Origin of the sequence: Nitrobacter sp. 62-23 (assembly GCF_001897285.1) — a bacterium.
Lineage (GTDB): Bacteria > Pseudomonadota > Alphaproteobacteria > Rhizobiales > Xanthobacteraceae > Nitrobacter.
This window is the reverse complement of record NZ_MKSM01000003.1, coordinates 13,500-33,070: the sequence shown is the minus strand read 5'-3', so window position 1 is coordinate 33,070 and position 19,571 is coordinate 13,500. Positions and strand designations below refer to the sequence as shown.

At 62.0% G+C, this 19,571-nt stretch carries 17 protein-coding genes and 1 pseudogene (1 of these 18 only partly in view); 9 read left to right on the top strand and 9 right to left on the bottom strand.

Annotated features, from left to right (window positions below; translation table 11 throughout):
* The first annotated feature begins 64 nt into the window (after nt 1-64).
* Nucleotides 65-928: a phytoene/squalene synthase family protein gene (locus BGO16_RS00395; protein ID WP_292616191.1), complete on the top strand. Its 864-nt coding sequence runs from the start codon at nt 65-67 to the stop codon at nt 926-928.
* Between the two features lie 4 nt (nt 929-932).
* Here the strand turns inward: BGO16_RS00395 and BGO16_RS00390 are convergent, their stop codons facing one another.
* The 3 genes from BGO16_RS00390 to BGO16_RS00380 form a co-directional block, all read right to left on the bottom strand.
* Nucleotides 933-2,033, bottom strand: coding sequence for a serine/threonine protein kinase (locus tag BGO16_RS00390; RefSeq protein WP_292616103.1), 1,101 nt, complete (start codon nt 2,031-2,033; stop codon nt 933-935).
* Nucleotides 2,034-2,060: 27 nt separating this feature from the next.
* On the bottom strand, nt 2,061-3,494 hold the full coding sequence (gene trmFO, locus BGO16_RS00385; protein ID WP_292616100.1) for a methylenetetrahydrofolate--tRNA-(uracil(54)-C(5))-methyltransferase (FADH(2)-oxidizing) TrmFO: 1,434 nt from the start codon (nt 3,492-3,494) through the stop codon (nt 2,061-2,063).
* 202 nt (nt 3,495-3,696) lie between these two features.
* Entirely contained in the window at nt 3,697-4,632 is a 936-nt protein-coding gene (locus BGO16_RS00380; RefSeq protein WP_292616097.1) for a DUF2189 domain-containing protein, read from the bottom strand.
* 469 nt (nt 4,633-5,101) lie between these two features.
* Here BGO16_RS00380 and BGO16_RS00375 point away from each other — a divergent pair, with 469 nt between their 5' ends.
* Complete coding sequence (locus tag BGO16_RS00375; protein ID WP_292616095.1) at nt 5,102-5,479, top strand: DUF3597 domain-containing protein; 378 nt, start codon at nt 5,102-5,104, stop codon at nt 5,477-5,479.
* A 152-nt stretch (nt 5,480-5,631) separates the two neighbouring features.
* Here BGO16_RS00375 and BGO16_RS00370 read toward each other — a convergent pair whose 3' ends face one another.
* Nucleotides 5,632-5,904 carry a GNAT family N-acetyltransferase gene (locus BGO16_RS00370; RefSeq protein ID WP_292616189.1) on the bottom strand — a complete coding sequence of 91 codons (273 nt, stop codon included), beginning with the start codon at nt 5,902-5,904 and terminating at the stop codon, nt 5,632-5,634.
* 133 nt (nt 5,905-6,037) lie between these two features.
* Nucleotides 6,038-6,319 carry a GNAT family N-acetyltransferase gene (locus BGO16_RS00365; RefSeq protein WP_292616092.1) on the bottom strand — a complete coding sequence of 94 codons (282 nt, stop codon included), beginning with the start codon at nt 6,317-6,319 and terminating at the stop codon, nt 6,038-6,040.
* A 295-nt stretch (nt 6,320-6,614) separates the two neighbouring features.
* Between BGO16_RS00365 and BGO16_RS00360 the strand changes: the two genes are divergently transcribed.
* On the top strand, nt 6,615-7,025 hold the full coding sequence (locus BGO16_RS00360; RefSeq protein ID WP_292616089.1) for an NADH:ubiquinone oxidoreductase subunit NDUFA12: 411 nt from the start codon (nt 6,615-6,617) through the stop codon (nt 7,023-7,025).
* Between the two features lie 164 nt (nt 7,026-7,189).
* Here BGO16_RS00360 and BGO16_RS00355 read toward each other — a convergent pair whose 3' ends face one another.
* Nucleotides 7,190-8,947: a FecR domain-containing protein gene (locus BGO16_RS00355; RefSeq protein WP_292616088.1), complete on the bottom strand. Its 1,758-nt coding sequence runs from the start codon at nt 8,945-8,947 to the stop codon at nt 7,190-7,192.
* A gap of 318 nt (nt 8,948-9,265) precedes the next feature.
* On the opposite strand from BGO16_RS00355, the gene BGO16_RS00350 reads away from it, so the two are divergent.
* Complete coding sequence (locus BGO16_RS00350) at nt 9,266-10,174, top strand: DUF2155 domain-containing protein (protein ID WP_292616085.1); 909 nt, start codon at nt 9,266-9,268, stop codon at nt 10,172-10,174.
* A gap of 137 nt (nt 10,175-10,311) precedes the next feature.
* Here the strand turns inward: BGO16_RS00350 and panC are convergent, their stop codons facing one another.
* Nucleotides 10,312-11,163 (bottom strand): pantoate--beta-alanine ligase, encoded by an 852-nt coding sequence (panC, locus tag BGO16_RS00345; RefSeq protein WP_292616082.1) that lies wholly within the window; start codon nt 11,161-11,163, stop codon nt 10,312-10,314.
* A 214-nt stretch (nt 11,164-11,377) separates the two neighbouring features.
* On the opposite strand from panC, the gene BGO16_RS00340 reads away from it, so the two are divergent.
* Nucleotides 11,378-12,151, top strand: coding sequence for a VWA domain-containing protein (locus tag BGO16_RS00340; protein WP_292616079.1), 774 nt, complete (start codon nt 11,378-11,380; stop codon nt 12,149-12,151).
* Between the two features lie 81 nt (nt 12,152-12,232).
* Nucleotides 12,233-12,952, top strand: a complete 720-nt coding sequence (locus BGO16_RS00335; RefSeq protein WP_292616076.1) for a DnaJ domain-containing protein — start codon at nt 12,233-12,235, stop codon at nt 12,950-12,952.
* Between the two features lie 334 nt (nt 12,953-13,286).
* Here BGO16_RS00335 and BGO16_RS00330 read toward each other — a convergent pair whose 3' ends face one another.
* Nucleotides 13,287-15,071, bottom strand: coding sequence for a serine hydrolase (locus BGO16_RS00330; RefSeq protein WP_292616074.1), 1,785 nt, complete (start codon nt 15,069-15,071; stop codon nt 13,287-13,289).
* Between the two features lie 375 nt (nt 15,072-15,446).
* Between BGO16_RS00330 and BGO16_RS00325 the strand changes: the two genes are divergently transcribed.
* Nucleotides 15,447-15,785: a phasin family protein gene (locus BGO16_RS00325; protein WP_292616072.1), complete on the top strand. Its 339-nt coding sequence runs from the start codon at nt 15,447-15,449 to the stop codon at nt 15,783-15,785.
* 73 nt (nt 15,786-15,858) lie between these two features.
* Here BGO16_RS00325 and BGO16_RS00320 read toward each other — a convergent pair whose 3' ends face one another.
* On the bottom strand, nt 15,859-17,262 hold the full coding sequence (locus BGO16_RS00320; RefSeq protein WP_292616070.1) for a TadE/TadG family type IV pilus assembly protein: 1,404 nt from the start codon (nt 17,260-17,262) through the stop codon (nt 15,859-15,861).
* Between the two features lie 496 nt (nt 17,263-17,758).
* On the opposite strand from BGO16_RS00320, the gene clpS reads away from it, so the two are divergent.
* Both clpS and BGO16_RS00310 read left to right on the top strand, forming a co-directional pair.
* On the top strand, nt 17,759-18,091 hold the full coding sequence (clpS, locus tag BGO16_RS00315) for an ATP-dependent Clp protease adapter ClpS (protein ID WP_292616187.1): 333 nt from the start codon (nt 17,759-17,761) through the stop codon (nt 18,089-18,091).
* 284 nt (nt 18,092-18,375) lie between these two features.
* A pseudogene (locus tag BGO16_RS00310) lies at nt 18,376-19,571 on the top strand (ATP-dependent Clp protease ATP-binding subunit); it runs 1,089 nt beyond the window's last position.

The window sequence follows — 19,571 nt, the reverse complement described above, 5'->3', positions numbered from 1 at the left end:
CTCGTTGCCGTTCCGTGACAAAAACGATGGCGAGGCGGCACCCGACGGTCCTGCGCGTGACGTCATGAGCGGCGGGGCATCTGAAAATTCGTCCGCTGCGTTCTGCGCGGAGCTTGTGCGCAACCAGGATTTCGAAAGCTATGCGGCAACGCTGTTCGCGCCGCTGCGTTGCCGCCGTGCGCTGCTGGCCCTTTATGCTTTCAACGTCGAGATCGCCAAGGTCAGGCAGCAGATCACCCAGCCGCTGGCCGGTGAAGTCCGTTTGCAATGGTGGACGGACGTCCTTTCAGGCGAGGGCCACGGCGGCGTCGAAGGCAATCCGGTCGCGGCCGAACTGTTGCTCGCGATCCGCGACCATGGCCTGCCGGTCGAACGTCTGTCCCGGCTGATCGAGGCGCATCAGTTCGACCTCTACAACGATCCGATGCCGGACATGGCGGTGCTGGAACAATATCTCGACGATACGTCATGCGCGGTATTTTCGCTCGCCGCACGCGTCGTCGGACACGAGACCGATGCGATGGATCATCTGGCGCGCGACGCCGGCCTTGCGCACGGCATCGCGCAGGTGATCGCGCGGCTAGGTTTTGACGCATCGCGACGGCAGTCGTTCGTGCCGCTGCAATTGCTGGAACGGCACGGCGCCGATCCGGAAAAGATGTTTGCGGGCCAGGACACGCTGGCGCTTCGCGCAGCTCTCCGCGAACTGGCGGACGGTGCGCGGTCGCATCTGGACAAGGCGATGGCCACGCTGCCGGAATTGTCGCCGGAACCGCGCACTGTCTATCTCCCGCTCGCAATGGTGCGCCGTGCGTTGAACGATCTGGCGCGCGCAAGTAACAATCCCTTCGTGCCGCAGCCTGCATCGCCGCTGCGCATTCTGTGGACGTTGTGGCGAGCCTCGCATGCGAGACCATTTCGCGGCTGATGGATCAGGACGGTAGCGCCTGGTCGGTCGAAGCAAAGTTGAAGCGGTCGCGCAGGTTTTTCCGGCTCTCCAGAATACCGCGGAAGAATTCACGGTCCGCGGGGCTCGCGATCAGCGGCTCGATCAGATCGATCTGGTTCATCGCAATGAGCTGGAGGATTTCCGTGCGCACTTGACCACTTGCATCACGCGGCAAACGGGGAACGATCTGGATGTGCTCCGGCGGTTTGGGGTCGCGCGCCGAGGCGAGCGCCGAGCGCAATTGCGTTTCCAGTCCGGGCAGATCGGCTTCCACAAAGGCATAAAGCCCGACGCCGCTGCGGCGATCCGCGAAGGCGACGATGGCCGCGTCGCGCACCTCGCTGTTTTCGCGGATGCGCGCGATCAGCACAGGGGCGTCGTTGACGAGACGACGGCCGCCGCCCTCGCGGTCGGTGAAGCTGAACAGCCCGCGCGTGATGGCCTGATACACCTTCTTGCCGGTCATCAGCCAGGTGCGCGCGATAACTGACTTGCGTGCAAGTATCCTGCGCTCACGCGGCGTCAGGGCCTCCGGCGCATAAGTGCGCTTGTGCTTCAGGAGATGCCGCAGGTCTTCGTAAGCGGCGAGGCGAAACAGCGGCGAGCGGCGCATGAAGCAGGCGGCTAGCTGGAAGTCGGTGAGGTAGGCGCGGCCGTCGCTGCCGCGCAGCCAGTTCTGTTCCTTGGCGAGATCGTTGTGGCAGATGCCGGCGCGATGCAGCTTGCGCAGCGCCGCCTTGGCGGAGCGGAAGTAGGCGACATCGCCATTGGGTCTGGCAAGATGCAGCGCAACGCCGTCGATGAAGCCGCGCACCAGCGAGCGGCGGCCACTCCACAACAGCTTTGGTCCGACGCCGAGATCGCGCGCAAGCGTCAATGCCTTGCGTTCGCGCTCGAACAGATGCCGCGCGACAACATAAGACCACCACGGCACCTCATCGAGTCGTCGCAGCACGGCGTCGACCTCGCCGGAGTCCGTCCGGAAACGCCCGCGCTCCACGGTCGAGAACACGTCGCGTTTCAGCAGGACTCCTTCGGTCCAGGTCGTGGACAGCAATGCGGCGTCCTGTTTCGGAAGGGACATGAATGATCCTAAAAAAGCGGCGTTGCACTATGCCGCCGCTGCCGGATGAAGCGCATCTGTAATCCAGCGGTCGAGGTCCGACAGCGCGCGGGCACAGATCGCCTGTTTTTTCGCTATCGTCTTTTCATTGCCGCGCAGCCGCGCGCCGTCCAGCTTCTTGGTCGGCGGACTGGCGAGTGGCGGAAACAATCCGAAGTTGATGTTCATCGGCTGGAACGAGCGCGGTCCGGCGTCGATGGTTTCGATGTGGCCCCCGGTGATATGGCCGAGCAGCGCGCCGAGCGCCGTTGTGGGCGGCGGGGCGGTGAGAGCCCGCTCGTGCGAGTCGGACGCCGCATGGAGGCCGGCGATCAGGCCGATGGCCGCGGATTCGACGTAGCCTTCGCACCCCGTCATTTGCCCGGCGAAGCGTAGCCGCGGCTCGGCGCGCAGGCGCAACTGAGGGTCGAGCAGTTTTGGCGAGTTCAGGAAGGTGTTGCGGTGCAAGCCGCCGAGGCGGGCGAACTCCGCGCTTTCAAGACCTGGAATGGTGCGGAAGATGCGCGTCTGCGCGCCGTGCTTCAGCTTGGTCTGGAAGCCGACGATGTTGTAAAGCGTGCCGAGCTTGTTGTCCTGCCGCAACTGCACAATGGCATAGGGCTTCACCGTGGGATCGTGCGGATTGGTCAGTCCGACCGGCTTCATCGGCCCGTGCCGCAGGGTCTCGCGGCCGCGCGCCGCCATCACCTCGATCGGCAGGCAGCCGTCGAAATAGGGCGTGTCAGACTCCCACTCCTTGAAGTCGACCTTCTCGCCCTCGATCAGCGCGTCCACGAAGGCGTGGTACTGCGCCTCAGTCATCGGGCAATTGATGTAATCGGCGCCGCTGCCGCCCGGACCAGCCTTGTCATAGCGCGACTGGAACCAGGCCTTCGACATATCGATGGAGTCGCGATGAACGATCGGCGCGATTGCGTCGAAAAACGCGAGCGCGGATTCGTCCGTCAGCGCGCGGATTGCGTCGGCGAGGGGAGCCGAGGTGAGGGGACCGGTGGCGATGATGACGTTGCGCCAGTCCGCAGGCGGAAGGCCGCCGACTTCGCCGCGGTCGATTTCGATCAGCGGGTGATCGTCGAGGGCTTTGGTCACGGCGGACGAAAAGCCGTCACGGTCCACCGCGAGCGCGCCACCGGCCGGCACCTGATTGGCATCGGCGCAGCGCATGATCAGCGATCCCAGCCGGCGCATCTCGGCATGAAGCAGTCCGACCGCGTTGTTCGCTGCATCATCGGAGCGGAACGAATTGGAGCAGACCAGTTCCGCCAGGCCGCCGGTCCGGTGCGCGGCGGTCATGCGCTGCGGCCGCATTTCGTGCAGCACGACCCGAACGCCATATCTTGCAATTTGCCAAGCGGCCTCGGAGCCGGCGAGGCCAGCGCCGACAACGTGGACGGCGGCGCGGGTCGGGTCGATTTGTGTCATGGGCGAAGAGGTAGCGCCTTTTTCGAGCAAGGGAAATCTGCGTTTGCCTGCGACGGCCGCGGCGATGGCGGCATCCCACGCTTTTCAAGCTGTGTGCAATGCTGGTCTTACAATTAGCGGTAGTATAAGCTCCGGTGAGCACTCCGTTGCGTGCAAAGGCTGCCTCGATCGCATCGAGGCAGCCTTGAGCGAGGGTTTTTCTTCAATCGGCACTATCGTAATATCGGTGCTTGCGCCCGTAAGGCGGGAACAGGACAGACGGGAAGTCCGCCGCGTAGCGCTTTTCCCTTTCCGTTTCCGGAACTTCGTGTGCTGACGATGTCAAAGGGCTCTCGATCGCCTTGCGATAGAGGTGCCAAGTCGCATGACCGAGCAACGGCATTACGATGGTAAGGCCGAGGAAGAAGGGGATCGACCCGATCACCAGCAGGACCGCGACGATCAAGCCCCATTCGGCGGCTGCAAGCGGATTCTTCGCGACCACGCGCATCGACGTCAGCATGGCGTCGGCCATGTCGGCGTGTTGATGAAGCATCAGCGGAAACGACACGATGCTGATGCACAGGGCGACCGCCGCGAACAGGAATCCGACGCCGCAGCCGACCACGATCAGGCGCCAGCCTTCAGAGGTGGTGAAGACCTGCGTGAGAAAATCGGGAATGACCGAAGCCGGGGCGTTGCCGAAGGTGGACACGTAAATTGCGTGTGCCGTTGCCACCCAGACGAAGAAAATGACAAGCAGCAGCCCGCCCAGTCCGAGCATCGAGCCGAGCGAAGGCGCGCGCAGCACGCGGAACGCGTGCCAGGCGGACGCCTCCATGCCGAGTTCGCGCCGGTAGCTCAGTTCATAAAGCCCGAGCGCCGCAAACGGCCCGATCAGGGCGAAGCCGGCGGCGAGGGGAAACAGCAGCGGCAGGACCGAGTAGCCGAGCACCATTCGGGCCAGCACGATTCCGAGCACGGGATAGATCACGCAAAGAACGATGGCGTGGCTCGGGACCGCCTTGAAGTCTTCCCAGCCCAGCCGCAACGCGTCGATAAGATCGGAAAAATTGATGTGACGGATTATGGGTCTGTCGGCACCTGTGGTTCCCGATCGCACAGGTGACATGCCGTCTACAGGGTAAGAGGTGGCCATATTCGTTGTCTCCCATTGCGGGCCGATCCTCGAGCCGGAAGGCGCGAGTTCGCCCTTCGGAAACGATCACGATCAAGCCCGGACGCGGGAGCAAGGAACCGGGTCTTGCCGCGACCTCTTCTGCAACTCTAATTCCGATCATTGATTTTCGTTGCTCATGGTTCAGTGAATTTAATGTCGCGGGCCAGCGCCGCATCACGGCCGGCCGCTGCTTTGGGCCGCCTGGAAACGGATGCTCGGGGACAAAATGCGACGTTGCAGCTTGTAGTCATGTCGTCTGCGTGTGGCGCGGAGGAACACTGCGCCGGAGGCCGGGCATTGCCGCATTGGCAAGCCCCAGTCAGGCGGTTACTCTTTTCGAGACTGGACGCGAGTTCCGTATCGGATCGATCTGCGTACGAGATCTGCACAAGGCATGAAGCTATTGTACGAGATCTGCACAAGGCATGAAGCTATTGGGAGCGGCACAATGAGCATATTCGGAAAGATCATGGGCGCCATCTTTGGCACGCACGCGGAAGCGGCAACGCCGGCGCCTGAAGCAGGCGGTGGCGTTGCACCCTCAGCTGCCGCCCCCGCGGGCGGCAGCGTGGATGTCGCGGCCATCCTCGACAAGGCTGTCGCGGCCAAAAAGGAAAAGCTGGAGTGGCGGACGTCGATCGTGGACCTCATGAAGGCGCTCAATGTCGATTCCAGCCTGAGTGCCCGCAAGGAACTGGCGAAGGATCTGAAATATCCTGGCGACACCAACGATTCAGCGGCGATGAACATCTGGCTGCACAAGCAGATGATGGCTCAACTCGCGGCCAACGGCGGCAAGCTGCCGCCGGACCTCGGAAAGCACTGATCCTGTAGCGGCATTCACCGACGCGGTTTTTTAGTGTCGCCGAGCGAAGCATGTCCTCGGGCCTGACCCGAGGATGGATACCGGTTCGCGTGAAGAAAACGCGTCAAATAATAGTCTGGAACTTCACTTCTGATTGAATCGACCCGCAGGCGTCAAGCCATGCGGTCGGCTTCTTCCGGATGCTTGTCGAGATAGTCGGCCACGAATCCGCAGCCGGCGACCACCTTCAGGCCCTCGGTCCGGATCAGCGCCAGCGCGCCCTTCACCAGCGCCGAGGCGATGCCGCGTCCGCGCAACTCGTGCGGCGTTTCGGTATGGGTGATGACGACGATACCCGGCGCGAGGCGGTAGTTCGCGAAAGCAACGCCACCCTCGACTTCCAGTTCAAAGCGGCTCAGGACTTTGTTGTCGTAGACCGCAGCCATGTTGCGTGTTGCGCTCAAATCCCTCCGGGCGGATCAGTACCCGCAATGGGTGTTCCGATCGCGCATGGCGGTGACAGCTTGTGGCAGCCCCTTCAATCGCGCGAGTCTCGTTGAGACGATGCCGCGCGCATCCTCACAAATTCGCTCTCAGCAGGTCGGCGTAATCCGGATGCTTCTCGATCCAGTCCTTCACGAAGGGGCACTGAGCGCTGGCCCGGAAGCGATCGGCGCGCACCTGATCCAGTGCGCCCTGCACGAGTTCCGAAGCTACGCCCTTGTCTCTCAGTTCGGGCGGAACCTGAGTGTGGGTGAACACGATGATGCCGTCCAGGAACCGGTAGTAGACCGCGGCGATATGCCCGTCCACTTCGAGTTCGTAGCGATGTTTTTCCATGTTGTTGACGACTTCGGACATTTCGCAGCCTTTATATTTTCATGCCTGAACGGCAACATTCAGGGTTCGACCGTGTCCGTCAACAGTCCGCAGCTAGATCACGGATCGCAGGGTGTGAGCTGCGGATGTTGCCGGACGGAGCGGGAAAGGCTCTGTAGGGCAGGTTAGCCGAGGGCGCAACCCGCCAATTCGCGCCGATCGGCCCTGTTGGCGGCAGGCCGGGCCGCGCCATTCCGCCGTGGTTGCGCTGGACAAGAGGGCGGCGGGATGCCATCAAATCAGGGTGTTGATGCCCTTTTTCGCGACGGACCCTGCCATGAAGCAGTTTTTTCTCAAACTCTTTACCTGGTGGAACAGCCAGACCTTCGGCACGCAACTCTGGACGTGGCGCTTCGGCGAACTGGTCGGCGAAGACAGCCAGGGCAACTGCTATTACCGGACACGCGGCGGGAAGATTGATCCGACGCTCGGCTTCGAGCGGCGCTGGGTAGTCTACAATGGCTATACGGAAGCCAGCCGCATTCCGCCCGAGTGGCACGGCTGGATTCATCACATCGTGGATGTTCCGCCGACCAAAGAGGACTATCGGCCGCGCGAATGGCAGAAGCCGCATGTGCCGAACATGACCGGGACGCCCGCAGCCTATCGCCCGTCCGGCTCGACGCTTGTGAGCGGCCGCCGCCCCAAGGCGACGGGTGATTACCAGCCTTGGACGCCGGGGCAGTAGAGGCGCTGCTCGGCGACGTCAACGCCTGCCTGTAACAATCGCAGCCCGCGCGTCGTGGGTGATGAACGCCGCGCGCTACGCATGCGGCTGTCGCGGCTATAACGGCTTTTGCTGAACGTCGCGCGCACGGGGCAGATATCAGAAGCAAAAAAGCTCTGGAAACCTCAGCGCCTGCTCGCCGCGAAAATGCCGCTGCCGAGATAATTGTCCTTGGTGCTGGAAATTGCGACGCTTCCGCCCATCTCGCCGACCGGACTGTTCGGGCCCTGGAAAAAGCTGCCTTGCAGCGCCATGGTGCGGCCGTCACTATTGATATTGGTGCTGTCGATCGTGCCGCCGAAATTGCGCGGGTCGGTGTTGAAGTTCACGATGCCGGAATAATTGGTGCTGTCGAGATTGGTCACACTGACGGCTCCCGTGCGTCGACCGAAATCGACTGCGTTGGAGAAGCCGCCGGCGACGAAGCCCGCGCTGTTCACGTTGGCGACGACGTGACCGGTGTAGGTTGCGGTGCCCGTCGTGGGCACGTCACTGACGCTGCCAACCGGCCGGCCGGCGACCCAGGTGCCAATGAGCGCTTCGTCCGGCGTCGCATTGCCGTTGGCTGCACTGACCGCCCAGAATCCCCAGCGCGTATAATCGCACTGACACGCCGTCAGATTTGGAATCGCTCTGGTGACGACCTGGTTCGCTGCGACGCCGTTGGCGGATACGAGCACGCCGGTGACCGCTTTGTTGTTGACGGTGGAGTTGTCGGGGATGTTCGCATAAAAATTGTTGTAATCGGAATAGCCGCTGTTGGCTGGGCCGGTCGATCCTGTCGATCCGAACTGGAGCAGCGCGTGAATACTATGTGCGAGCTGCGTGAACGGATTCGCCGGGTCATAGGCGTATATGTCCAGATTGCCCTGAACGCGATTGTTGGCCGCATCGAGGTTGATCGCCGCCGTGCCGGTGATCGGACGGTTCGGGTTCAGGTTAACGACGTCCAGTCCCCCAACGTACCCGGTCAGCGTTGTTGAAGGTCGCGGGTTGTTATCGATTGGCGGGGGTTGGCCGTTGTTGTCCGTTGGTGGATTGTTGTTGCCGCCCGTCGGTCGATCCTGTGCGATCTCCTGCAGCGCGGTCGCCTGGCTGGATGTCTGGATCGATTGCGTGAAGGCTGTTGCGATTGCGTTGATCTGTCCAATGATGGTGGGCGGAGTGGGCGTAGGCGGAGCACCCGATCCTGCCACCAGCCCATCGGGCGATCCGGTTGCCCTGTGCTCTGCGGCCGCGATGTTCGCCGCCGATGCCGCGCCCGGACGCGCGCCGCCGGATTGACCGGTTGCACTCTGAAAGAGCGCGATCTGCCGCTGAACGAATCCCGGCGGCGGCAGGCCGGGCGGAGTCGGCGGACCGCCCGATTGGGTTTGGGTGAATTCGCCCGCGCCCAGCGTCACGGTCTGGCCTCCGGATTGCACGGTCATCCGGCCGTAGCCAGCATAGATGCCGCCCTTGCCGTCGGTTATCATCACGCCGCCGCGAATGCCGATCAACGCCGACGCGGTCTTGATCTCGGCGTCACCATTGTGGCTGATCTGGCCACCGACGAAACGCAGCGCTCCCTTGCTGAGCGTCGCCGCCAGTTTGCCGGTGTTGGCGCTGGGGTCATAGACGTATTCATCGATCGTAAGGTCGCTGTTCGGACCGATGGTCATCGATGTCTTGTCGAGAAACAGCAATTGCACCGAGCCGCTGGACTTGGTCTGGATACGTTCCTTGTGGGCGATCGACTGGCCGATGGTGATCGTTTTCAGATTTGCGGTTGCGGCCGGATTGACCGCCGACGCCGTGCCGACCTGTTGGGCCTGCGCCGTCGCGCCGCAAAGCGCCAGCACAGCCGTCGTTATCGCAAACTGAAGCGCCCCCGTCCGGCTCATGGCAATTCCCCGACACGCAACACTGTAAGGCGAGTATAGCCTCGAATATAGCCTTGAACACCTCGAATGCGCCAACCCCGCTGGTTTACCGAAATACCCCTGCCGGTCGAATGATGCAGTCTGTTGCTCCAAATCCACTCCCATTCGGGATGATCCGCGTAAATGGCGAGGGCGCTCGCTGATCGACTTGTCGGCGCGCCCGCCGCCCTTCCCCCGCCGCAATCGCCGTGTTAACCGGACCGCCTGCGAGCGGCTTGGAGCCTTTAAATTTCTGTACAATGTTCCGGCCCTGATTCGAGCCAGACGAAGCCGCGCAAGATGTTCCGAACCATTGTCATAGCCGGTTGTGCGGCTTTCGTTGTCGCCGTCCTGAGCGCGGCAGCGTCGCCCGTGCAAGCGCAGATCGGAAATATTTTTTCGGATCCCGTGCCGCGTCCGCCAGCCTCCATTCCGCGCGGGCAGGGGGCACCCGATGACGATGAGGAAGACGTGCCGGACCTGCCGCGGCAGGGCCGCGTGCTGCCGGCGCCGCTGAATCCGGGGCAAGGAGTTGCGCCGCCGGGACCGGTGCAGAGTCAGCCGCTGCCGCCGCCCGGCACCACCGTGGTTCCTCAAAACGCGCCCGCTGGAGTCGCGGTCGCGCCGCCTTCGTCCAATCCGACGCCAGCCCAGCCCCCGCCGCGCTCGGCTCCGCCCGCGCCCGCCACGCTGCAACCGGGCGACGAGGTCGTCACCGAACCGCCGGCCCAAAAGGTCATCAACAAGAAGGCGGTCTTTTCCGGCCTCGACAAGATCACGGGCCGCATTATCCACTTCGACGAGGAGGTCGGAGAGACCGTGCAATTCGGCGCGTTGCGGGTGAAGACCGATGCCTGCTACACGCGCCCGGCGACCGAAGCCGCAAACATCGACGCCTTCGTGGAGGTCGACGAGATCACGCTTCAGGGCGAGGTGAAGCGGATCTTCTCCGGCTGGATGTTCGCGGCAAGCCCCGGCCTGCATGGCGTCGAGCACCCGGTCTATGACGTCTGGCTGACCGACTGCAAGGATCCCGAAACGACGGTTGTCAACGCGCAGCCGGATCCGCCGAAACCGCCGCCGCCCGCCAAGCGAACGCCCCGACAATCCACGCGCCAGCCGCGCCAGCCGCCGCCGCAACCGGCGCCATCTCCGCCGCCCCAGCAGCAACCATCAAGCAATCCGTTCTTCCCGCCCTTCGGGCGATAGCCTTGGAGCCTTTTCGTCTCTGATGGAGTCAGAAGAGGCTTTAAGATTGTGGCGCGCCCCTTCGGGGCGGATCATGCTCCAGAGTCTGCTTCAACAGTGTTGAATCAAAACAGGCTTCCACTTTTCAGGATCGTGCTCTAAACGCCGATATTGTCGATCAGGCGCGTTGTCCCGATTTTTGCCGCGACCAGGAGGCGGACCGGGCCGTCCTTTGTCGAGCGGATCGGAGCCAGCGTCTCAGCATGACGCGCCTCGAAATAATCCAGATCGAAGCCTGCATCACCGATCGTTCTTGCCCCGTCGGCCATGACGGCGCCGAGATCGTCGCCGTTCCGCAAACGCCTGGCGGCATCCTTCATGGTGCGATAGAGCGTCGGCGCGTCGGCGCGCTGTTCGACCGACAGATAGACGTTGCGCGACGACATCGCGAGCCCGTCGCGTTCGCGCACGATCGGAACCCCGATCACCTTCACGCCGAGATCGAGATCGGCGGCCATTCGCGTCACGACCTTGAGTTGCTGATAGTCCTTCTGGCCGAACAGGGCGACATCCGGCCGGCATTGCGCGAACAGCTTGCCGACCACGGTCGCGACGCCGCCGAAAAAATGCGGCCTGAAACGGTCTTCGAGACCTGCCTGTGCCGGTCCTTCGGTCAGTATCCGGCTTGAGAATCCCGGCGGATACATCGTGCTGACGCCCGGATTCCAGACCAGATCGACACGCGCCTCCGTGAGCTTGGCGAGGTCGGCTTTCCAGGTCCGGGGGTACGATCCGAAATCCTCGTGTGGCGCGAACTGGGTTGGGTTGACGAAAATCGAGACCACCACCTTTGACGCGTGCCGTTTTGCCTGATGCACCAGCGCCAGGTGGCCGTCGTGAAGCGCGCCCATGGTCGGCACCAAAGCGACGGTTGCCCGGCGCACTCGCAGAGTCTCCATGGCGCGGCGCAACGAGGGCAGGGTGCGGACAACAGCGGGGGGGCGGGGCATTGCTGTTCTGTGCGATTTTTTGCCTTATACGTCATACCTATATGGCATATATCTCGACAATGGTGGGAAGACTTTCGGCAAGTCTGACATCGTCACTCCCGTTGGAAACGTTGCAAAAGAAACCGAAGCCGCATCGATTTATTCACTCCGCCGGCGTGTATTGAATCATCCGTGGTTTGCGCCACATTGTGTGTTTAATTTCTTGCGAGTCTCGATGTCCCGCGATCCGCTGCCGCCGAAATATCCTGCTGCCCCCTCCACGAGCCGGAGTAGTACGCCGCTCGGCGGTAATGCACCGCTGCCTGACGTCAAGCCGTCGACCGCGTCCGATATCGCGGCATTTGTTGCCAAGGCGCGCGAGATGTCGCCTTATGCGGCCGACAGTCGCGGCAGGCTGATGTTCGCCCTCGATGCGACAATGAGCCGGCAGCCGACGTGGGACATGGCCTGCGCCCTCCAGGCCGATATGTTTCGCGAAGCCGCCGCGATCGGCAGCCTCGACATCCGCCTGATCTACTATCGCGGGCTCGACGAATGTCGTTCCAGCGGCTGGATATCAGACAGCAAGAAGCTGGCAAGGTTGATGAGCGCCATCGATTGTCGAAGCGGCGACACTCAAATCGGCAAAGTTCTTTCGCATGCGCGCAGCGAAGCGGTGGCGTCGGGCATCAAGGCTGTCGTGTTCGTCGGTGACGCGATGGAGGAATCGGCCGACGATCTCTGCGCGACGGCCGGCCAGTTGGGGTTGCTGAAGATTCCCGTGTTCATGTTCCAGGAAGGACATGATGCGACCGCCGAGAAGGCGTTTCGCGATATCGCGCGGCTGACCGGCGGCGCCTGGTGCCGGTTCGATCCTGGCGCCGCAGCCCAGTTGCGTGAATTGCTTCGGGCGGCCGCGGCCTATGCCGCGGGCGGTCGGGACGCGCTGCGGCGGCTGTCGACCACCAGCGCGACGCTGCTTCTGGGGCAGATGAAGCTTGCGCCATGATGCCTCCGGCGGTTTGCACGCCGCCGTAACCGCTGCGAACAATCGCTTTCGCCGATTGCTCCAACATACTATCTATCCGCCATGCCGACTCTGATCTTGGGCCTCGTCGCCTTTCTTTTCCTATATTTGCTGCTTCAAATACTTCGGGCGGCGAACCCGGCCGTGCTTGCGCGGGGAATCAGGCTTGCGGGCGGCATCATCGCGCTCGCGGTGGCTGCCTTCGTCGGCGCCAAGGGAGAGGTGGTGATCGCGCTGCCGCTCGGGATTTTCGGCGCCACGCTTCTGGGCTGGTCGCCGTCCCTCGCGTCGTTTTTCGGCAGGCTTTTCGGCCCGGGGACACAGAGCGCAAAGGGGCAAACGTCCCAGGTGCGCTCGCAGTTTCTCGACATGGTCCTGGATCACGACAGCGGCCGTCTCGGCGGATGGATCCTTGTCGGCCCCGACGCGGGCCGCTCGCTCGATGATTTCGACCTGCCGCAACTCGTCGCAATGATGACGAGCTTCGATGCCGAGAGCTGTGCGTTACTTGAAAGTTATCTGGACCGCCGGTTTCCCGCCTGGCGTCAGAACGCGCAGGGCGATCCGGCAGGGGGGCGACGTCATGCGCCGGCGGGCGGTAAAATGACGGACGAGGAGGCCTACCAGATCCTTGGCTTGGAGCCGGGAGCGAGCGGGGACGACATCCGGCGCGCGCATCGAGGGCTCATGAAGAAACTGCATCCCGACCAGGGGGGGTCGACGTACCTGGCGGCCCGTGTAAACGAGGCCAAGGATACCTTGCTTCGCACTCATCGCAGCTAACTCCAACGCCACCAAACGCTACACAACTGCGAGCTGCTTCTGCCTGTCTCCGCTTGACGTCCCGTGTCATCCGCCGTTGTCCGGCGTCGTTGATTGTTGCGGTCACTCTATCCGCGAATTCTTGACGAGTGGTTTGCGTGGCCTGGGTTCAGTCGCATTTTCGAACGAAGCACCTCCGCGAGCCTATCCCCTTATCGCACCGGTTCATGCGGAGACGGAACACGAACGGAGCATCACGCACGCAGGATTTTGGCGTCTTTCAGCGAAATGGCCGGGCAAAGCCCGGCCACGCTTGCTCAAAACGCGGGAGGATCGTCGATACGGATGGCCGCGATCAGTTTTTGATCGTGATGCAGGGCAGTTCCGAACGCTTCAGGGTGCGGCATACGGCTTCGGCCTGATCGCGGTCGAGGCCGGCGAAGCGGGCGCGGTACAGCTTCTTGTTGCCCTTGCCGACAGGCTCGGTGAAAGGATCGGCCTTGCCGAGCATACCGCGGGCGCGGCCTCGCGCTGCGTCGAGACGGTCACGCGCCTCGCCCTCGGTTTCCAGCGCACCGACCTGTATAATCCAGCCTGAGTGCGGCGCCGCCACAGGCTTGATCGCGCCATTCTGCTGAACCGCCTGCGGTTGGGCGGTCCACGACTGAACCTTGGGCGCAGTATCCGCATACGCCATCGCCTGCGATGTCGAGGCGGGAAGACTTGAGGCTGGGAGCACGCCCAGGATGCCTTGTCCGGTGCCGAAGTTGGCGGGCTGCGGCGGCATGTTGGCCCGCGCCACCACAGAGCCCGAGGTTTCCGGCGCCCTGTCGCGAGCGGCTGCGGCGTTGCTGGCGACCGGCGGCACCGATGATGCCGGTTCGGCTGAGGCCAGCCTGACCGATCCGGCCCTGACCTGGACCGTCTTCACCCGCACCGGTTTCATCGGTTCGGTAGAGCCGGGAACGGCGTCGATCTGCTGGGTCGCGATGACGCCGCTTGTCAGGGGAGCCGGCTCGGGCCTGGCGCGTTTCGGCGGCAGCGCGGCGGTCGAGGCTGCTATCAGCGAGCGGGCCAGATGGGCGGGGCGTTCGGGCGGCAGTGCGACCGCTTCGGGCTGAGCCGACGCGGCCTGAATGGCGCCATCGACCTGAGCCATGTCGGTGGGCCGCGAGCGCGCCTGGTCCTCGGCCACCCGCGCATTGGCGTCGGCGGTGTTGCTCTCGGTAATGGCGGCGACTGTCCGCCGCGTTGCCGCCTTGTCGAGATTTTCGGCCAGCAGGCTGCGCATTGTCGCATCGCGCGCGCCGCTGCTGCGACCTCCCAGGACGACGCCGACTAGATGGCGGTTGCCGCGCTTGAGGTTGGTGACGAGGTTGAAGCCGGACGCCCGGATATATCCCGTTTTGATGCCGTCGACGCCATCGACGCTGCCGAGCAGATGGTTGTGGCCGCGAATGGTGCGGCCGCGGAAAGTGAACGAGGTCGTCGCGAAGTAGCGATAATAGCGCGGGAAGCGGTCCTGCAGCGCCCGGCCGAGCGTTGCCTGATCACGCGCGGTGGTGACTTGATCGTCGTCGGGAAGGCCGGAGGCGTTGCGATATACCGTTCGGGTCATGCCGAGCGCGCGCGCCTTCCGCGTCATCATCCTGGCGAAGTCACCCTCGTCGCCGCCGATCGCCTCGGCGATGACGACCGCCGCATCGTTGGCGGATTTCGTCACCAGCCCCTTGATCGCGTCTTCGGCGCGGATGGTCTGGCCCGGCCGCAAACCGAGCTTCGTTGGATCCTGTGCTGCCGCGTGAGCGGAGACCGGCATCTCGGTATCGAGACTCATCTTCCCCGAATCCAGGCGCTCGAACAGCAGATAGAGCGTCATCATTTTTGTCAGCGATGCCGGATGGCGAAGGCTGTCGGGATTTGTGGATGAGAGCGTCTCGCCGGAATTGGCATCAACGATGATGGAAGCGAAACGCGGATTGTAGCTCTGCCTTGCCTCATGTTGAGCATGATGGCGATGGTGACGGGCGCGGCGTGCGTCGGCGTGATCGATTGTAAATAAGACGACGGCGGCGATCGATGCCAGTCCGACTGCGCCAGCTCGCATGACGCGTGCGGAAGCCAAGGTTGTGCGAAGCATGAACGTCCCCGTCCCCATTTTTTCGACTTTAGTCACTGGTTCGTGAGGCAAAATTGTGCCCGACGGTCTGATCTGAACGTTCAGCACGAACCGGTCTCAAAGGCGAGGTGGCAGATCAGGTTGCCGTTCTGGCTAAGAGCCTGGTTCAACGGTGTTTTTTTGATCGTCCACCGGAACGCCCAGGAATACCGGAATTCAGCCTAGGGGGGTGGAGTTTCCAAAAGGTTAAGCAACCCTTGATGGCCTCTGTCGGATTTGCTTCGAATTGTGATTGTGCGTCGCACAAAAACAGTTGCTTTTATTGTGCAGTGCATTATATCTCGTGCCGAGAGGCCGGATGACCGGCTCCGAATACCAACCCGGTGAGGAACTATTATGATGAAGATCGAAGAAGTTCAGCAGCACGGAAAAGAGCAACTCGACGCGGTTGTCGCGGCGGCTGGCAGTTTCCAGAAAGGCGTCCAGGCGATTGCGCTAGCGTTCGGCGACTACACGCGGAAGTCGTTTGAAGACGGCAACGCATTTACCGAGAAACTCGCCGGCGTCAGATCGCTGGACAAGGTCGTCGAGGCGCAGACCGAATATGCCAAGAAGACCTACGAGACGTTCGTCGCGGAGTCGCAAAAGATCGGTGAGCTCTATGCCGATCTCGCCAAGCAGACCTACAAGCCGTTCGAGGACTTCGCAGCGAAGTTCGTTCCGGCGGCTCGCTGAAATCGCAGGACTACCCTCAAAAGAAAAAGCCCGGCCACATTGGCCGGGCTTTTTTTGAATCGTGGCGTGTGCGCTACCTTGCGATGCGGAGTTGCGAGAGCGACGCGCCGATCTGTCCGAATGCGCCGGCGATTCCGCTTGCCGAGGTCGTCGGAAAGAAGCCGTCGGTGGCGCAGTTCTTCAGAACGGTCGATTCAGGGTCGCCGTCAGTATTGACCTGGATGGTGAATATCTTTGTCGTGGTGTTTGGATCGTTCTTGATGTTTTGGCAAAGCGTTGCCTGCCGGTCGTCAACGTCGGAAGACCAATGGCTACCGTCACCATACCAGCGATCCTTCGTATTCATGCCGTCCGAGAGTAAAATTATCGCATCCGTATACTTGTATTTTGGATCCTTGGCCGGCGCAGGGAAGGGAACGGTCGGTTGCAGCATCATCCAAGCCATCTGCATGGCGATGGCCTGGTTTGTAGCGCCGTTCGCTGTGAGATTGTTGATCTTGCCTTTTAGTGTTGTGTCATCGGATGAATCGTCCGCTTCCGTGGCTTTGAAGGCGGACGTCATCTGAAGGATCGACGACGGACAGGAGCTGTAGTTCTGGGCGAGATAAAGCGAGGTGGGCGCGCTTGCATCCGGCACGGCCTTGGTCGTGTCATAGACATCGCTGCTACGGGGGGTCGATGAAGGGCCGCGGTCGGTTACGCAGCCTTTCCATTTGTTGACGCCGCTGGGAGTCCACGTCTTGCCGGCCGCCAAACATGCGCTTTTTGTGCGTTTGGATGATTTGCTGCAGCTGCCGTAATCGTTGTTCCAATCCAGCCATGCCTCGGCCTTGTTAGCGGTGCCGACATTGATCATCTGGTTGAACGGAATGATCGAGATATACACGTCGTCTTCGGCCGTAGCCGACGCCTTGAGAGTCTTGATCAATCCGATGGCCGCCGCCTTCATGGCGTCGAGTTTGCCGGCGCTGTCCATCGACCCCGTGACGTCCAGCGCCATGGCCACGCGGAGTTTGGTGTTGCCCCAGGTCGAGGTGGAACTGGTGCCGAAGTTGAGTTGATTGTAGCCCAGGACCTTCATGAAATCGGTCTGCACGTTTCCCGATCCGGTCAGAACAACGGTCGCCGGCACGTTGTTCGAGTAGGGCGTGTACACGGCGTCGACCGTGATGCCCCGTGCCTCCTTGCTGTGGTAAAGGGCATTGAAATATTTTCGAGCTGCTGCGGTGACCTGCTCCGCTGTCAGGGGCGGGGTCGCTGCGTTGGCGTCCTTGGCGACCATCAAGGCCGCCGAATCCATTGCTGATTGCATCGATGAGCGGGCCGCATTCGCCCGCGAATAATCGACGGCGACGCCGACGAAGCCGAGGATCGGCAGGAGGGCGATCGCAAAAATTGGTGCGATATTACCTCGACGGTCCCGACTGAAAGAGACGGCCGAACTGCTAATCCGCTTGCGAATTGACGTACCAGACATGGCTGTCACCGATCCCGTTGGTTCCAGCCGGCATTTCGGGCCGGAGGGCTAAACGGGTGGTAAAGTTGTCCTGAGAAAGCAGGTAAATAGCCGCACAAATTGCGCGGACAGGCTGGAAGATCGCCGTCGTCGTCAACGGAGTTCAAAGCGCCATATCGGATATTTCCGCATGCCGGCAGGACCCCGTTAACCGTGCCCCGCGATGTCGACGTGTTTCTGCCTTGATTTGCGATCTTGCGGTTGGGCGAATACGGACCCATACTTGAGAAATCCGGACTTGAGGGGCCGGACACCCAGCCGGCCGCCGACCCCCCGGGGGTGCTGGAGACCGTAACATTTGCCCGGATTGATGACCGCCGGGCGGCTTTGGCCGCCGGTTGTTGTTGATCCGGCGGAGATATCGAACGCCTGAGCCATGTTGAAGCTGTCCGCCATTCCGACACCTGAGACGTCCACGCTGCTTGCGGCGGATATCCATTCTTCCTCTGCGCCGCGGATGAGTGATGACGAAGGCCGCGCCGATGATCGGGGCGATCCGGCCGGTTCAGTCATCACCAAGGTCAAACCGAAGACCAAACGGCCCAATCTCTACCGCGTGTTGATATTGAACGACGATTACACTCCGATGGAGTTCGTCGTTCACGTTCTTGAGAAATTCTTTCAGAAGGACGTGGAGGCCGCCACCCAGATCATGCTGCACGTCCACCATCACGGCATAGGCGAATGCGGCGTGTTCACCTACGAGATTGCCGAGACCAAGGTGACTCAAGTGATGGATTTCGCGCGCAAGCACCAGCATCCGCTGCAATGCGTGATGGAAAAAAAGTAGCCGTTCCCGTTCCGCGAAATCGAAACGGGTTTTCGAATCTGGCCGGGTGGGTTCGAGACCAGCCCGCGCGCGCGATCCATTACAAGTGACCCGCAGGACATAAGTAACTTGCAGGACAAGTCACTTGTAGGCGGCTTGCCGAATTCGGAACAAGCCAGGCACAATTTCTGCGCTGCACCGGCACTTCCCCTCGGATAGTGTATTACTATATCATTGACGAAGGTTGTTGTTGCCTGATGGGGCGATGGCGATCATGATGGCCAAGAGACTCCAGAGGACGCGGAATGCCAACTTTTTCTCAAAGCCTGGAACAATCCCTTCATAGGGCGCTCGCGATCGCAAACGAGCGGCATCATCAATATGCCACGCTCGAACACCTTCTGCTGTCGCTGGTCGACGATTCGGACGCCGCAGCCGTAATGCGGGCTTGCAGCGTCGATCTCGACAAACTACGCGGCAGCCTTGTGAACTATCTCGAAACCGAATTCGAGAATCTGGTGGTGGATGGCGCCGACGACGCCAAGCCAACGGCCGGCTTCCAGCGCGTCATCCAGCGCGCGGTGATCCATGTGCAGTCATCCGGCCGCGAGGAGGTGACGGGCGCCAATGTGCTGATCGCGATCTTCGCGGAGCGTGAAAGCCATGCCGCCTATTTCCTGCAAGAGCAGGATATGACGCGCTACGACGCGGTGAATTACATCAGCCACGGCATTGCCAAACGTCCCGGCGTGTCCGAAGCGCGTCCGGTGCGCGGCGTCGACGAAGAGACCGAAACCAAGAGCGGCGACGACGCCAAGAAGAAGGGCGACGCGCTCGAAACCTACTGCGTCAACCTCAACAAGAAGGCGAGGGACGGCAAGATCGATCCGGTGATCGGGCGCAACGCCGAGATCAACCGGGCGATTCAGGTGCTGTGCCGCCGCCAGAAGAACAATCCGCTCTTTGTCGGCGACGCCGGCGTCGGCAAGACCGCGATCGCTGAAGGCCTCGCGAAGCGCATCGTCGACAGCGAGGTTCCCGAGGTGCTGGCGGCCTCGACCGTGTTCTCGCTCGACATGGGGACGCTGCTGGCCGGCACACGTTATCGCGGCGATTTCGAGGAGCGCCTGAAGCAGGTGCTCAAGGAACTCGAGGCGCATCCGAGCGCGGTTCTGTTCATCGATGAGATCCATACGGTGATCGGCGCTGGCGCGACCTCCGGCGGCGCGATGGACGCGTCCAACCTGCTCAAGCCCGCGCTGGCGTCGGGAACGATCCGCTGCATGGGTTCGACCACCTACAAGGAATACCGGCAGCACTTCGAGAAGGATCGCGCGCTGGTTCGCCGTTTCCAGAAGATCGACGTCAACGAACCGTCGGTCGAGGATGCCATCGCCATCCTGAAGGGACTGAAGCCGTACTTCGAGGACTATCACAAGCTGAAGTACACCAATGATGCGATCGAGGCGGCTGTGCAGCTGTCGTCGCGCTATATTCACGA